A 13,636-nucleotide genomic window follows, 5' to 3' on the forward strand; every position below is an offset into this window, starting at 1 on the left:
TACACGGACCTGCTCAGAAGAGAGACGCAACGCGCGGATTTGGCCTGATGTTGGGGGCCTGTTCTCGTCTTCACAATCCGTTTCACGTTGGAACCAAACCGAAACAACAGGAGTGCCAGATGAACGCAGACCAAATCCTCGCCGAGATCCGTGAAGCGAATCTGTCCTACCTGATGCTGGCACAGAGCCTGATCCGTAGCGACCGTGAGCAGGCCCTGTACCGCCTGGGCATCTCGGAAGAAACCGCAACCCTGATCGGCACGCTGAGCCCGGGTCAGATGATGAAGATCGCCTCGGGCAACACCTTGCTGTGCCGCTTCCGCATGGACGACGACATGGTCTGGGGCCTGCTGACCAGCCACGGCAAGACCGCCGCCAATGACCAAGTCTCCCGCCTGCATGCCAGTATCTTGATGGCTGGTCGGCATCAAGAAGCCGCCTGAGCAGAACTCTAATCACCTACCGAGACTCATCATGCGCCAGAAAAGCATCCTGACCGAAGCCCGCCAGATTGAACGTGCGGTGACCCTGATCAACCTGGGCGCGCGCCTGCAGGTGCTGGAGTCGGAGACCGATCTGAGCTATGAGCGCCTGCTGCGCCTGTACAAGGAAGTCTCGGGCAAGTCGCCGTCCAAAGGCCAACTGCCGTTCTCGACCGACTGGTTCATGACCTGGCAGCCCAATATTCACGCCTCGCTGTTTCTCAACATCCACGAGTACCTGAACAAGGTCGCCGAGATGGATGAAATCGACACCGTCATCAAGGCCTTCCAGCTCTACCGTGAGCAGACCCAGGCCCAGGGCCTGGAGGAGCAGCTTTCGGTGACGCGTGCTTGGCGCCTGGTGAAGTTCATCGACAACGGCATGCTGACGATGACTAAATGCAGCAAGTGCGGCGGCCACTTCGTGACCCACCCGCACGAAATCGCACGCCACTATGTCTGCGGCCTGTGCAACCCACCGGCACGCGCCGGCAAGGGCAAGGCGCAGGGCGGCATCCATATGCACTGAGGGCTGCCGTGACAGTCTCGGCCATGCCCTCCCCGATGGCCGCGCTGCACCGTCTGAGCGCCTGGCCTTTGCCGGCCCTGCTGAGCTGGGGCGCCGCCTGGTTGCTGTTTCTCGCGCTGGCTCGCCTGGGCCTGGGGCCGCTGCCCGCTGCGCTCGGGGCCGGTCTTGCCGGCCTGCTACTGGCGCTGACCCAGGCCAGCCGCTGGCGCCGCGTGATGGTAGCGCTGGGCTTTCCTCTTTCGTTATTGATCAGCGGCGCTGCGTCAGGGCTGCCGGCCTGGGCCTGGTTGCTGCCGCTGCTGCTGCTTGCGCTTGCATATCCGCAGCGGCTCTGGCGCGATGCGCCGCTCTATCCCACCCCGCAGGGCGCACTGCAAGCCTTGGCCGAGATTGCGCCGCTGTGCAATGGCGCTCGCGTGCTCGATGCTGGCTGCGGCCTGGGCCACGGCCTGCGCGAGCTCCGCCGGGTCTACCCGCAGGCGCGCATCGAGGGGGTGGAGTGGAGCGCTTTGCTGGCCCGTCTGGCGGCTTGGAGCTGCCCCTGGGCAAAGGTGCGGCGCGGTGATATGTGGGCCGACGACTGGGGTGCCTACGACTTGATTTATCTCTTCCAGCGCCCGGAGTCGATGCCGCAGGCGTTTGCCAAGATGCGCGAGCAACTGCGCCCCAATGCCTGGCTGGTCAGCCTTGATTTCGAGCTGCCGGCGCTGCAGGCGCGGGCCTGCATCGAGCTGGGCGGGCGGCACCGCTTATGGGTGTATGCGCCCGGTGCCGCTCAAGAGCGCGCCGCCCGCGCCGATATGACTAGCAACTGAGGGCCTGGTCCACAAACCAGAGCCCGCCACAAGCGAATACAAAACGGAATCCATCCATGTTTGTCATCATTGGCTGGGTGCTGGCCATGGCCTGCATCTTCGGGGTGTACATCGCCCACGGAGGCAATATCGGGGTGATCTTGAAGGCCTTGCCCTTCGAGATGACAACGATCTTCGGCGCGGCCATCGGCGCGATGCTGGCGACCAATCCGCCCAAGGTCATGAAGGCCACGATGAAGGGCCTGGGTGCCTGCTTCAAGGGCAGCAAGTACACCAAGGCTCGCTACATGGAGCTGCTGGCCTTGCTCTACGACATTCTTCAAAAGGCCCGCAAGGAGGGCCTGATGTCGATCGAGAAGGATGTCGAGGATCCACACAGCTCGCCGCTGTTCCAGAAGTATCCGGTGGTGGGCAATGATCACCATGTGGCTGAATTCATCACCGACTATCTGCGCATGATGGTCTCGGGCAACTTGAACGCCCATGAGATCGAATCGCTGATGGACAACGAGATCGACACCCATCATCACGAGGCATATATGGCCGTGCAGGCCATCCAGCGCCTGGCCGGCGGCCTGCCGGCGTTCGGCATCGTGGCCGCCGTGCTGGGCGTGGTTAACACCATGGGCTCGGTTGGCCAGCCACCGGCGGTGCTGGGCGGCATGATCGGGTCGGCCCTGGTCGGCACCTTCCTCGGGATCTTGCTGGCCTATGCCTTCGCCGAGCCGCTGGCTGGTCTTTTGGAGAGCAAGGTCGACGAGGACGGCAAGGAGTTGCAGTGCATCAAGACCACATTGCTGGCCTCGATGCAGGGCTACGCGCCTCAGGTTGCTATCGAATTCGGACGCAAGGTGCTGTACTCTACGGAACGCCCAACCTTTGCCGAACTCGAAGGCCATGTGAAGAAGAAGTGAGGGTAGACGGTCATGGCAGGTGACGCCAAAAAGCTCCAGCCCATCATCATCAAGCGCGTCAAGAAGGGCGGTCACGCCTCGCATGGCGGCGCCTGGAAGATTGCCTACGCTGACTTCGTGACTGCCATGATGGCCTTCTTCCTCTTGATGTGGCTGCTAGGCTCGACCACCGAGGGCGACAAGAAGGGCATCTCCGACTACTTCTCATCGCCGCTGAAGGTCGCGATGCTGGGCGGTTCGGGCTCGGGCGACTCCTCCCATGTGATACGCGGCGGCGGCCAGGATCTGACGCGCCAGACCGGCCAGGTCAAGGCCGGCGAGGTCGAGGCCCAGCGCCGTGCCGTCAATCTTCGCGCGCTCAAGGAAGAGCAGCGCAAGGCCGAGCGCACCCGGCTGCAGCAGCTCAAGGCGAAGGTCGAGGAAGTGCTGGCCGACAACCCGCGCCTGGCCGCTCTGGGCGGTCAGATTCGCCTGGATATGACGCGTGAAGGCCTGCGCATCCAGATCGTCGACGAGGGCAACCGTCCGATGTTCGATAGCGGCAGTGCGATCGTGAAGCCGTATATGCGTGAACTCCTGCGCGAACTCGGTGAGGTTCTGACCGAAGTGCCGAATCGCCTGACGCTGGAGGGTCATACTGATGCCCAGCCATTTTCTTCCGGGGATCGCGGCTACAGCAATTGGGAGCTTTCGAGCGACCGTGCCAACGCCTCGCGCCGCGAGCTGGTGGCCGGTGGTCTGCCCGAGGCGCGCATGCTGAGGGTTCAGGGCCTGGCCTCCAGCAAGCTACTCGATGCCAAGGACCCTGCCAGCCCTGCGAACCGCCGCATCAGCATCATCGTGATGAACCGTGACGCCGAGGATGCGGTGCTGAAGAATTTGCCCGAAATTGAAGATGAGGAGCCGGTGGCAGCGCCTGAAAACCTTGCCAGCCAGCCCTTAAGTCCTGCCCCCACAAGCCGATAAGACCCTCTAGACCTGCGAGGAAAGCCATGAGCACTGACATGAAATTCTTGGTTGTTGACGATTTCTCCACCATGCGCCGCATCGTGCGCGGGTTGCTTAAGGAGATCGGCTACAACAATTGCGAAGAAGCCGAGGACGGGGTCGAGGCCCTGAACATGCTCAAGCAGGCCAAGTACGACTTCGTCGTCAGCGACATCAATATGCCCAATATGACGGGCTTCGAGCTGCTGAAGGCCATCAAGGAAGATCCCAACCTGAAACATCTGCCGGTGCTGATGGTGACGGCCGAGGCCCGCAAGGAAGACATCGTGCTGGCCGCCCAGACCGGTGCTGCGGGCTATATCGTCAAGCCCTTCACCAAGGCCACGCTGGAAGAAAAAGTCCAGAAGATCATGCAAAAACTGGCCGCTGCGGCCTAAGGCGAGGACATCACCATGAAGATGGAAGAACTCGCCAAACTGGGCAGTGGCACCGACCCGCTGATGGTCTCGCCCGAGGTGTTCCAGCAGCTTGGCTCCATCACCCGGGTGCTGCACGACACGATGCAGCAGCTGGGCGTGATGCCGAAGCTGCAGACCGCCACCGACGGCCTGCCCGATGCACGCAGCCGCCTGACCTACATCGCCAGCAAGACAGCCGAGGCCGCCAACAAGGTGCTGAATTCGGTCGACCAGGCCAAGGCCGAGCACGCCCGCATCACCGAAGCGGCCAATGCGATGGCCAAGGCCATCACGGCCGACCCGGTCAAGGCGGTCGCCAGTGGCGCGGTGTTCAACTTTGTCAAGCAGGTCGAGGCCTCGACCGGCCATATCGACCAGCACCTGACCGACATCATGATGGCCCAGGATTTCCACGATCTGACCGGCCAGGTGGTGGCCAAGGTCGTGACCCTGGCCAATGATTTGGAGGATAGCTTGGTCAAGTTGCTGGTGCAGGTGGTGCCACCCGAGCAGCGCGAGAAGGTCGACGCCAGCATCCTGCAGGGCCCGGTCGTGAACCCGGAAGGGCGTACCGATGTGGTGAGCAATCAGGGCGAGGTGGACGACCTGCTTGCCAGCCTCGGCTTTTAGTCCGCAGTCGGCCAGACCTGCTTCTACTCGGCCCCGACCCGCCCGAACCCGCCCTGAGAGGCGGGTTTGTCTTTTCTCTGGGCCGGATCACTGCCGGTTTCCCCCTTCTTATCCGGCTTAAGTTTGGGGCCTTGGCGGCAAACAATGGCATAGCGCTCATCGGAGCGCCTCATTTGCCATGGCCGACCAAGACGCACAAGACAAGAACTTACCGGCCTCGCCCAAGAAGATCCAACGATCTCGGGCCGAGGGCCAAGTGCCGCGTTCGCGCGATCTGGGCCATTTCGCCGTCATTCTGACCGGCGGTGCGCTGCTGGCGGCCGGTGGGCCCGAGGGCGTGGCTTGGTTGCAGCAGTTGATGGATTTCAGCCTGCGCTTTGACGCGGAGCTGCTGGCCAAGCCCGGTGTGATGACCGAGCGCTTTCTCGACATCGGCCTGCGCGGGCTGCTGCTTAGCCTTGGCGTGGGCTTGTGTCTGAGCTTGGTCGCGGTGCTCAGCAGCGTTGCGCTGGGCGGCTGGAACTTCACGATGAAGGCCGTCGCACCGAAGTTCTCCAACCTCAATCCGCTGACCGGCATTGCCCGCCTGTTCCAGTGGCAGGGCCTGGGCCAGGCACTGAAGGCCTGTGCGCTGGCCTTGGTGCTGGCGCTGATCGCCGGCCTGGTGATGAAGAACCGCATTGCCAACTACGTTGGCATCATGTCGGTTCCGCTGCCGGCGGCGTTGGCCTATGCCGGCGATCAGCTGATGGGCGGCCTGGCTTTTCTTGGCCTGGGCCTGGCGCTGTTCGCCGTCATCGATGTGCCGCTGCAATACCAGCTCTATATGAAGCGACTGAAGATGTCGCGCGAAGAGGTCAAGCAGGAGTTCAAGGAACTCGAGGGCAACCAGGAAGTGAAGTCGCGCATGCGCGCCAAGATGCGCGAGATGGCCAAACGCCGCATGCTGGCCGCCGTGCCGACGGCTGATCTGGTCGTGATGAACCCGACCCACTACGCGGTCGCGCTCAAGTACGAAGAGGGCAAGATGGCCGCCCCTCAGGTGGTGGCCAAGGGCGCCGATCTGCTGGCGATGAAGATCCGCGACCTGGCCAAAGACGCCAAGGTGCCGGTGCTGCAATCGCCGATGCTGGCGCGCGCTCTGTATGCCCATGCCGAACTGGATCGCGAGATCCCGGCTGCGCTATTCGCCGCCGTGGCCCAGGTGCTGGCGTATGTGTACCAGCTGCGTGCGGCCCTGGCTGGGCGCGGCATCGCGCCGGCCATGCCCGATCCGGTCGTGCCGCCTGAGCTCGACCCCCACAACAAGCCCGGCGCCCAGCGCAGCGGCGCCCCTGAGGACGACGAGCAATGAATGCGCTGATGGCCCGACTGCAAACCCTGCTGGGTCCGAGAGCCGGCATCGTCGCGGCGCTGGGCGCGCCGATGGCGGTGCTGCTGATCCTGTCGATGATGGTGCTGCCGCTGCCGCCCTTCATCCTGGACCTGCTGTTCACCTTCAATATCGCGATGGCCGTGATGGTGATGATGGTGGCCGCCAATATGATTAAGCCGCTGGACTTCGCGGCCTTTCCGACGGTGCTGCTGCTGACCACCTTGCTGCGCCTGTCGCTGAACGTGGCCTCGACCCGGGTCGTGCTGCTGGAGGGCCATACCGGCCCGGGCGCGGCCGGCAAGGTGATCGAGTCATTCGGCCACTTCCTGATCGGTGGCAATTTCGCGGTCGGCCTGATTGTGTTCGCCATTCTGGTGGTGATCAATTTCATCGTCGTGACCAAGGGAGCCGAGCGCATCGCCGAGGTCGGCGCACGCTTCACTCTCGATGCCATGCCAGGCAAGCAGATGGCCGTCGACGCCGACCTGAACGCTGGCCTGATCAACGAGGCCGAGGCCAAGCGCCGGCGCGCCGAGCTGGGCGACGAGGCCGACTTCTTCGGCTCGATGGACGGTGCGAGCAAATTCGTGCGAGGCGATGCAATCGCCGGCATCCTGATCCTTTTCATCAACATCATCGGCGGCTTCATCATCGGTGTGGCCCAGCACGGCCTGTCGGCCGGCCAGGCTGCCGACTCCTATGTACTGCTGGCCGTCGGCGATGCGCTGGTGGCCCAGATCCCGGCGCTGCTGATCTCGGTCGCGGCGGCAATGGTGGTGTCGCGGGTCGGCTCGGAGAAGGACATCGGCAGCCAGATCGGCCGCCAGGTCTTCGGCTCGGCCAAATCGCTAGCCGTCACGGCCGGCGTGATCGGCGCGCTGGGCATGATCCCCGGGATGCCGCATCTGGTTTTCCTGCTGATCGCCAGCGGCCTGGGCTACTTGGCCTGGTGGCTGCGTACCCGTGACCAGCAGCAGGCCAAGACCGCCGCAGCCGCAGCCTCCAAACCGTCGGCCACTGCGGCTGCCGCCGAACCGAATGCCGAGGCCAGCTGGGACGATCTGGTGCCCATCGACACGCTGGGATTGGAGGTCGGCTACCGGCTGATCACACTGGTGGACAAGAACCGCGAGGGTGATCTGCTCAGCCGCATCAAGGGCGTTCGACGCAAGTTTGCGCAGGATGTTGGCTTTTTGCCGCCGCCGGTACATATCCGCGACAACCTGGAGCTGCGCCCCAGCCAGTACCGGCTGACACTGCGCGGCGCTGTGGTCGGCGAGGCGGAGGCTTTTCCGGGCATGTGGTTGGCGATCAACCCGGGGCATGCCAGCCAGAAGCTGATCGGTACCCAGACAACGGATCCGGCCTTCGGCCTGCCGGCCACCTGGATCGAGGACCGCCAGCGCGAAATGGCTCAAATGGCGGGATTTACCGTGGTTGATTGCTCGACCGTGATTGCCACCCATCTTTCACACTTGATGCAAGTCCACGCGGCCAAGCTGCTGGGCCGAGTGGAGACCCAGCAACTCGTGGATCACCTCACCAAGCAAGCCCCGCAACTGATCGAAGACGTGATACCCAAGATGGTCGGCATCTCATCCCTGCAACGAGTTCTCCAGCTGCTGCTGGAGGAGGGCGTGCACATCCGCGATATGCGCTCCATCGTCGAGTCCATCGCCGAGAACGCCGCTACCGTCGCCGACCCAGCCGAGCTGGCCCGCCGCATCCGCACCCATATCGCCCCTGCGATCGTGCAGCAGATCTATGGTCCTGTGAAAGAGCTGGACGTGATCGCGCTGGAGCCCGAGTTGGAGCGCCTGGTAACGCAGGCCCTGAATTCCCCCCACGGCGCCGCGCTGGATCCCGGTGTCGCCGATACCCTGGCCCGCAGCGCCGCCGAAACCGCGCAGGCCCAGGAGGACCGTGGCGTGCCGGCCTGTCTGCTGGTGCCCGACCTGATCCGCGCCCCGATGGCACGCCTGCTGCGCCGCGCCGCACCGCGCTTGAAGGTGCTGGGCCATAGCGAAATTCCTGAAACTCATTCGATCCGCATCGGCTCGGTGATCGGAGGCACTGTATGAACGTCAAACGCTTCACCGCCCGTTCCGCCCGTGAGGCCATGGCCCTGGTGCGCCAGGCCTTCGGCGATGACGCCGTCGTGCTGTCCAACAAGCCTTGCAAGGAAGGCGTCGAGGTGTTGGCGATGGCCCCCGAAGGCATGTCGCAGATCGAAAAGGTTGCCGCCACGGCACCCAAGGTCAGCGCGCCCAGTCGCGTGCAGGCTCGTCCCAAGGATGCCCCGCTGAGTGACCGCGCCGCGCGCCAGGCGCCGGTGCTGTTCGGTGACGCCGGCGTCAACGCCGATGTGCAGGCGCTGGCGATGAGCACTCTGTCCTTCCAGGACTATGTGCGCGAGCGCATGCTCAAGCGCCGCCATGCGGAGCTCAACGGCGGCCGCACCGAACCCAGCATGGATATGACGCCGGCCGAGCCGGAGTTGCCGCCCGAGGGTGTCGCCTCGCTGGTGGCAGCCCGCCAGCAGCGCGCCCAGGCGGCGCTGCAAGCCCTTGCACCGCGTCGCCCCGAGCCGGAACCCGAGCCTGCGCCCGCACCCGTGCGCCGCAGCCCGCCGGTGCTGCGCGACGAAATTCGCGTCAGCGCTCCGGCCGTGCCCGATCTGGCCGCCAGCTCCGGTGCCAGTCGCCGCGATCAGCAAGACATGATGAACGAGCTGCGCTCGATGAAGGGTCTGATCGAGGAGCGCTTCGGCGCGCTGGCCTTCATGGAAAAGCTGCAGCGTCAGCCGGCCCAAGCCCGTCTGACGCAGAAGCTGCTGGATGCTGGCTTCTCGCCAGCGCTGACTCGCAAGCTGGTCGAAGGTCTGCCCGCCGACTTCAAGCAGCAGACAGCCGACGAGAGCAGCTGGGCCGCCAATGTGCTGTCGCGCAATCTGCAGACCGACGAACAGAACCCGGCATTGGAAGAGCAGGGCGGCGTGTTTGCGCTGATCGGCTCCACCGGTGTTGGCAAGACCACCACCACGGCCAAGATCGCCGCCGCCTTCGCGACCCGCCACGGGGCCGGACAGCTAGGCCTGATCACCTTGGACGCCTACCGCGTCGGCGCCCACGAGCAGCTGCGCGCCTATGGCCGCATCCTCGGCGTGCCGGTACACACCGCCCATGACCGCACCTCGCTGGATGACCTGCTGGAGCTGCTGGCGGGCAAGAAGATGGTGCTGATCGACACGGCCGGCATGGCCCAGCGCGACAGCCGCACCACCGAGCTGCTGGATATGCTGTCGCACCGCAGTCTGCGCAAGATCCTGGTGCTCAATGCCGCGCAGCAGGGCGAGACCATCGAGGACGTGGCCCAGGCCTGGCGCGCCAGCGAGTGCATGGGCGTGGTGCTGTCCAAGATCGACGAGGCAGTCAAGCTGGCCCCGGCGCTGGACACGCTGATCCGCCACAAGCTCAAGGTGCTGGGCGTGACCAACGGCCAGCGAGTGCCCGAGGACTGGCACCGCCTGTCGGCCCCGGCCCTGGTGCAGCGCGCGCTGCGCAATGCCGCGGCCCCGGCCTGGCGCGTCGACAGCGCAGATGTAAACCTGATCTTCGCCGGAGGCCCAGCGCTGGCCGCTGCCAATAACGCCCAGGCAGCCCGTCCGGCCGCCTTTGGCGCTTACTGAGTCCCCCATCATGCGCAACTCCTATCGCCACACCGCTCCGCAAGACCAGGCCGACGGCCTGCGCCGTCTGTTCGCGGCCTCGCGCGTGCGCTTCATCCCGGTGCTGAGCAACCCCCATGTGGTCAACGGTGGCGCGCTGCTGGAAGGCCTGTGCGCCGCCTTCGCCGAGTTGGGTCTTCACACGCTGGTGGTTGATGCCGGCGAGCTCTCGCCGCAGCCGGCCGAGCTGGCGGCGGTGGATCTGGGCGCCTGCGTCGAGCGCCTGTCCGATCAGGTCTCCTATCTGGCCGCTCGCGGCCTGCCACTGCGCCATATCAACGCTCATGGCTCTGCTGCCCAGTTTCTCGAAGCGGTTACCGACGCTGCGCCTTTTGCCGATGTCGTGATCCTGCACGCCAGCGCGGCCGAGCTGGCTCGCATGGTGGCCCAGCGCGAGCTGCGTCCTGTGTTGCTGGCCGATACGGATTCGCAAAGCGTCACCCACGCCTACGCCGGCATGAAATGGCTGACCCAACGTGCCGGCCTGATGGTCTACAGCCTGCTGCTGGCCTGCCCGCCGCAGCTGCGCCTGGCCGAGCGCATCGCCCAGCAGATCAGCAGTTGCGCAGACGGTTTTCTCGGCGCGGTGCTGCGCGACTGGGCCTGCCTGGACCCGCGCCAGCCGGCTAGCGCGCCGATGGCGCCCGAGCTGCGCCATCTGGCGCGCGAGCTGCTGATGGCCGCTCCACCCGGAGCGTTGCTGGAATCCGCCGCGGACACCTTGCCGCTGCGGCCCATGTTGCGCGGCGCGCGTGCCGCCATGGCCGCCGTTTGAACAGTCGCTGGAGCCAATGATGTACACCGCCAAAGGTCGACTCGATAACTCCTCTCTGATCAAGCAGTACAGCCCGCTGGTGCGGCGCCTGGCGCATCAGATGATTGCCAAGCTGCCGGCCAATGTGGAGCTGGATGATCTGATCCAGGTCGGCCTGATCGGCCTGACCGATGCGCTGAGCCGCTTCGACACCGGCCAGGGCGTGCAGTTCGAAACCTTTGCCACCCAGCGCATCCGCGGCGCCATGCTCGACGAGCTGCGCGGCGGCGACTGGATGAGCCGCGGCACGCGCCGCCAGCAGCGCTCGATCGAAAGTGCCGTCCACAAGCTGGAGCAAAAGCTCGGCCGGGCGCCGCAGGAAAGCGAGATCGCCGTCGAGATGGGCATCAGCCTGCTCGAATATCAGGAGCTGCTCGGCAAGGTGCGTGGCACCCAGCTGGTCTTTCTGGAGGACATGAGCGGCGACGAGGGCGACGAAGACTATCTTGACCGCCATGTCGTCGACGACAGCAACAACCCGGTGGCCCTGCTGCAGGACCATCGCATGCGCGAAGCCCTGGTCGCGGCCATCAAGAACCTGCCCGAGCGCGAGCAGTTCGTGATGAGCATGTACTACGAGCACGACATGAACCTCAAGGAGATCGCGGCCGTGCTCAAGGTCACGGAGTCGCGCGTTTGCCAGCTGCACAGTCAGTCGATTGCCCGTTTGCGCGTTAAGCTGCGCGACTGGTAATAAGTAACGCCGCAGCAAGCGGCAGACGGCAGGCCGCCACTCGATGCGGCCGGAGGGGACTCAGCATGTTCGACTGGTTGCGTCGGCACCCCGACGCTGCAACGTCCGAGCCGGGCCCGGCCTCGGCCGCGCCCGGCACTGGCCTTGAGGTGGTCAAGCGCCTGTCTCGCTCGGTCTCGACCCTGGGCCGCGATGCGGCCGAGGTGCGCGGCGTGCTCGAAGACACCCAGAAGATCGTCGAGGCCCAGGGGCAGGCTATGCAGGCCCTAGCCGGCCAGCTCGGGCAGGTCCAGCAATCCCAGCAGGCCATCGGGGACTCGACCAGACTGACCCGCGAAGCGGTCGGCCGCGCCCGCAGCGCGCTGGCCGGTGTCGGCGCCGAGGTCGGCGGCATCGTCCAGACTCTACGCGATGTCTCGGACGCGGCCGGCCAGATCACCCAGATCGCGCTGCAGACTCGTCTTGTGGCCTTCAATGCCTCGGTCGAGGCCAAACGCGCTGGCGAGGCCGGGCGCGGCTTCGGCGTCGTGGCCGATGCGGTCAAGGACCTGGCGGGCCGGGTCGAGTCTTCTTCCAAATCCATCATCGGTTCAATCGCGGCGCTCGATGCGCGCATCGACGCTTTCAGCCGCGAGCTGGCCAGCGAGGGCGCGGACGTCGGCAAGAGCAGCATTCATGCGGCCTTTGGCGCCGTCGAGAAGGATGTCGGCCTGATCTCGGCCTCTGCCGAGCAGAGCCGCGCCACCACGGCCAGCCTGAACGAGCGCGCCGCCGTGCTGGAGGCCGAAGTCAAGCAGGCCGTGGCCGGCCTGAGCAAGGCCTATGCCTGTAGCGAGCGGTTCCTGCGCCTGTCAGAAGAGCTGATCGAGCAGATCGCCGAGTCCGGCGTCGAAGTCGACGACTCACCGCTGATCCGCGGCGCCCAGCAGGCCGCCGCCGAGATCGCCGCGCTGCTAGAGCAGGCGGTGGCATCCGGCGCGATCCGCATCGAGCAGCTGTTTGATGAGCACTACCGCCCGATCATCGGCACCAACCCGCCGCAACACCTGACCCCCTTCACCGAACTGGCCGACCGCCTGTTTCCGGCGGTGCAGGAGCGGCTGCTGAGCCTCAGCGACAAGGTTGTGTATTGCATCGCGGTGGACCGCAACGGCTATGTGGCCACTCACAACAAGAAGTACAACCAGCCGCAGCGCAGTGGCGACGTGGTCTGGAACACCGCCAACAGTCGCTACCGCCGTATCTTCAACGACCGCACCGGCCTGGCCTCGGCCCGCAACCAGCGCCCCTTCCTGCTGCAGACCTACCGCCGGGACATGGGCGGCGGCCGCTTCGTCCTCCTCAAGGAAGTCGCCGCGCCGATCACGGTGGCGGGGCGGCATTGGGGGGGGTTGAGGTTGGCGTTTAATTTTTGAGGGGTGCGACGCCGGGCGTACTTTCAGTGCGCGCTGCTGCGGCGCCCGTGCGTCGATGGTGATCTTGCGGATGCGGCCGCAGGCCTTGATGCCTGACGATCAGTGAGTAGGGTGTGTATCCTCGAAAAGGGTATACATCATCATGGACCTGCAAGTCGCCAAGTGGGCTAACAGCCTTGCGCTGCGGATCCCTTCCGAAGTCGCGCGCCGGCTGGGCTTGCGCGAAGGCTCGACGGTGGAAACGCAACTCACCGTCGATGGCAGTCTGTCCATTCGGCCAGCGCAGTGCAGTCGTAAGGCATTCGCGCCCGAACTGACCGAAGCCCGCAGTGCCATGCGCATGAGCGAGCCCGTCGCCGACTGGTACGCCCGCGAAAAGAGCTAACTCCTCGCCGCTGCCTGGTGCATCCCGGAGTTCACCAGCGCCCTCGGTAACAAGCAGCGCACCGGCGCCATCGATTCGCAGCAGGCGCAGGGGGCCTGGGCACGCTTCGAACGCCTGGTCGCTGCCGACCTCAGACTGCTTCCGGTCGAGCCCGCCAACTTCCATCGCGCGGCCAATTGGTGCTTGATGCGGCGAGCGCATTGCGTGCCTGCGATGCCCTGCATCTGGCTTGCGCCGAGGCTGCGGATGCCAAGCAGATGGCGACCCTGGACAAGGTCCGGAGCCGCAATGCCCGGAGACTGAAAATCAAGCCCGTGGCACTGCGTGGCCCGCCCCGAAGCTGAGGCCGCACAGATGCCCCGCCAGCCGCCGCTACCGCCGCATCTTCAACGACCGCACCGGTCTGGCTCCGCGCTAGGTGGTGCGTTGCGCAACAGCGCATGTTGAGGG

At 65.2% G+C, this 13,636-nt stretch carries 14 protein-coding genes; all 14 read left to right on the forward strand.

Features of this window, described 5'->3' with window-relative positions:
- Positions 1 to 119: 119 nt before the first annotated feature.
- The 14 genes from flhD to OOZ63_RS18620 all read left to right on the forward strand — a co-directional run bounded on the left by flhD (position 120) and on the right by OOZ63_RS18620 (position 13,186).
- The gene (gene flhD, locus OOZ63_RS18555) at positions 120 to 443 is read left to right on the forward strand and encodes a flagellar transcriptional regulator FlhD (protein WP_266007086.1); all 324 of its coding nucleotides are present in this window, start codon (positions 120 to 122) and stop codon (positions 441 to 443) included.
- A 31-nt stretch (positions 444 to 474) separates the two neighbouring features.
- Positions 475 to 1,011 (forward strand): flagellar transcriptional regulator FlhC, encoded by a 537-nt coding sequence (gene flhC, locus OOZ63_RS18560; protein WP_171018277.1) that lies wholly within the window; start codon positions 475 to 477, stop codon positions 1,009 to 1,011.
- A 23-nt stretch (positions 1,012 to 1,034) separates the two neighbouring features.
- Positions 1,035 to 1,826 carry a class I SAM-dependent methyltransferase gene (locus OOZ63_RS18565; protein ID WP_266007087.1) on the forward strand — a complete coding sequence of 264 codons (792 nt, stop codon included), beginning with the start codon at positions 1,035 to 1,037 and terminating at the stop codon, positions 1,824 to 1,826.
- A gap of 56 nt (positions 1,827 to 1,882) precedes the next feature.
- Complete coding sequence (gene motA / locus OOZ63_RS18570) at positions 1,883 to 2,740, forward strand: flagellar motor stator protein MotA (protein WP_137943284.1); 858 nt, start codon at positions 1,883 to 1,885, stop codon at positions 2,738 to 2,740.
- 12 nt (positions 2,741 to 2,752) lie between these two features.
- On the forward strand, positions 2,753 to 3,706 hold the full coding sequence (gene motB, locus OOZ63_RS18575) for a flagellar motor protein MotB (RefSeq protein WP_266007088.1): 954 nt from the start codon (positions 2,753 to 2,755) through the stop codon (positions 3,704 to 3,706).
- A gap of 26 nt (positions 3,707 to 3,732) precedes the next feature.
- Positions 3,733 to 4,125 (forward strand): chemotaxis response regulator CheY, encoded by a 393-nt coding sequence (cheY, locus tag OOZ63_RS18580; RefSeq protein WP_137943282.1) that lies wholly within the window; start codon positions 3,733 to 3,735, stop codon positions 4,123 to 4,125.
- 15 nt (positions 4,126 to 4,140) lie between these two features.
- Positions 4,141 to 4,776, forward strand: coding sequence for a protein phosphatase CheZ (locus OOZ63_RS18585; RefSeq protein WP_266007089.1), 636 nt, complete (start codon positions 4,141 to 4,143; stop codon positions 4,774 to 4,776).
- Positions 4,777 to 4,954: 178 nt separating this feature from the next.
- Positions 4,955 to 6,130 carry an EscU/YscU/HrcU family type III secretion system export apparatus switch protein gene (locus tag OOZ63_RS18590; protein WP_266007090.1) on the forward strand — a complete coding sequence of 392 codons (1,176 nt, stop codon included), beginning with the start codon at positions 4,955 to 4,957 and terminating at the stop codon, positions 6,128 to 6,130.
- A gap of 8 nt (positions 6,131 to 6,138) precedes the next feature.
- Complete coding sequence (gene flhA, locus OOZ63_RS18595; RefSeq protein ID WP_416234759.1) at positions 6,139 to 8,232, forward strand: flagellar biosynthesis protein FlhA; 2,094 nt, start codon at positions 6,139 to 6,141, stop codon at positions 8,230 to 8,232.
- Positions 8,229 to 9,839, forward strand: coding sequence for a flagellar biosynthesis protein FlhF (gene flhF, locus OOZ63_RS18600; protein ID WP_266007092.1), 1,611 nt, complete (start codon positions 8,229 to 8,231; stop codon positions 9,837 to 9,839). The genes flhA and flhF overlap by 4 nt, the downstream gene beginning before the upstream one ends.
- A 10-nt stretch (positions 9,840 to 9,849) precedes the next feature.
- Positions 9,850 to 10,653, forward strand: coding sequence for a MinD/ParA family ATP-binding protein (locus OOZ63_RS18605; protein ID WP_266007093.1), 804 nt, complete (start codon positions 9,850 to 9,852; stop codon positions 10,651 to 10,653).
- Between the two features lie 19 nt (positions 10,654 to 10,672).
- Positions 10,673 to 11,386, forward strand: a complete 714-nt coding sequence (locus OOZ63_RS18610) for an RNA polymerase sigma factor FliA (protein WP_137943276.1) — start codon at positions 10,673 to 10,675, stop codon at positions 11,384 to 11,386.
- Positions 11,387 to 11,451: 65 nt separating this feature from the next.
- On the forward strand, positions 11,452 to 12,801 hold the full coding sequence (locus OOZ63_RS18615; RefSeq protein WP_266007094.1) for a methyl-accepting chemotaxis protein: 1,350 nt from the start codon (positions 11,452 to 11,454) through the stop codon (positions 12,799 to 12,801).
- 142 nt (positions 12,802 to 12,943) lie between these two features.
- Positions 12,944 to 13,186, forward strand: a complete 243-nt coding sequence (locus tag OOZ63_RS18620; RefSeq protein WP_266007095.1) for an AbrB/MazE/SpoVT family DNA-binding domain-containing protein — start codon at positions 12,944 to 12,946, stop codon at positions 13,184 to 13,186.
- The last annotated feature ends 450 nt before the right edge of the window (positions 13,187 to 13,636 follow it).

Origin of the sequence: Paucibacter sp. PLA-PC-4 (assembly GCF_026241155.1) — a bacterium.
Lineage (GTDB): Bacteria > Pseudomonadota > Gammaproteobacteria > Burkholderiales > Burkholderiaceae_C > Roseateles_E.

What these genes read in the sequence shown, in the direction of transcription:
- flhF (WP_266007092.1), top strand. Translation starts at nt 8,229, where the DNA reads ATGAACGTCAAACGCTTCACCGCCCGTTCCGCCCGTGAGGCCATGGCC.
- OOZ63_RS18610 (WP_137943276.1), top strand. Translation starts at nt 10,673, where the DNA reads ATGTACACCGCCAAAGGTCGACTCGATAACTCCTCTCTGATCAAGCAG.
- flhA (WP_416234759.1), top strand. Translation starts at nt 6,139, where the DNA reads ATGGCCCGACTGCAAACCCTGCTGGGTCCGAGAGCCGGCATCGTCGCG.
- OOZ63_RS18605 (WP_266007093.1), top strand. Translation starts at nt 9,850, where the DNA reads ATGCGCAACTCCTATCGCCACACCGCTCCGCAAGACCAGGCCGACGGC.
- OOZ63_RS18615 (WP_266007094.1), top strand. Translation starts at nt 11,452, where the DNA reads ATGTTCGACTGGTTGCGTCGGCACCCCGACGCTGCAACGTCCGAGCCG.
- OOZ63_RS18565 (WP_266007087.1), top strand. Translation starts at nt 1,035, where the DNA reads ATGCCCTCCCCGATGGCCGCGCTGCACCGTCTGAGCGCCTGGCCTTTG.
- OOZ63_RS18585 (WP_266007089.1), top strand. Translation starts at nt 4,141, where the DNA reads ATGAAGATGGAAGAACTCGCCAAACTGGGCAGTGGCACCGACCCGCTG.
- flhC (WP_171018277.1), top strand. Translation starts at nt 475, where the DNA reads ATGCGCCAGAAAAGCATCCTGACCGAAGCCCGCCAGATTGAACGTGCG.
- flhD (WP_266007086.1), top strand. Translation starts at nt 120, where the DNA reads ATGAACGCAGACCAAATCCTCGCCGAGATCCGTGAAGCGAATCTGTCC.
- OOZ63_RS18590 (WP_266007090.1), top strand. Translation starts at nt 4,955, where the DNA reads ATGGCCGACCAAGACGCACAAGACAAGAACTTACCGGCCTCGCCCAAG.
- cheY (WP_137943282.1), top strand. Translation starts at nt 3,733, where the DNA reads ATGAGCACTGACATGAAATTCTTGGTTGTTGACGATTTCTCCACCATG.
- motA (WP_137943284.1), top strand. Translation starts at nt 1,883, where the DNA reads ATGTTTGTCATCATTGGCTGGGTGCTGGCCATGGCCTGCATCTTCGGG.
- OOZ63_RS18620 (WP_266007095.1), top strand. Translation starts at nt 12,944, where the DNA reads ATGGACCTGCAAGTCGCCAAGTGGGCTAACAGCCTTGCGCTGCGGATC.
- motB (WP_266007088.1), top strand. Translation starts at nt 2,753, where the DNA reads ATGGCAGGTGACGCCAAAAAGCTCCAGCCCATCATCATCAAGCGCGTC.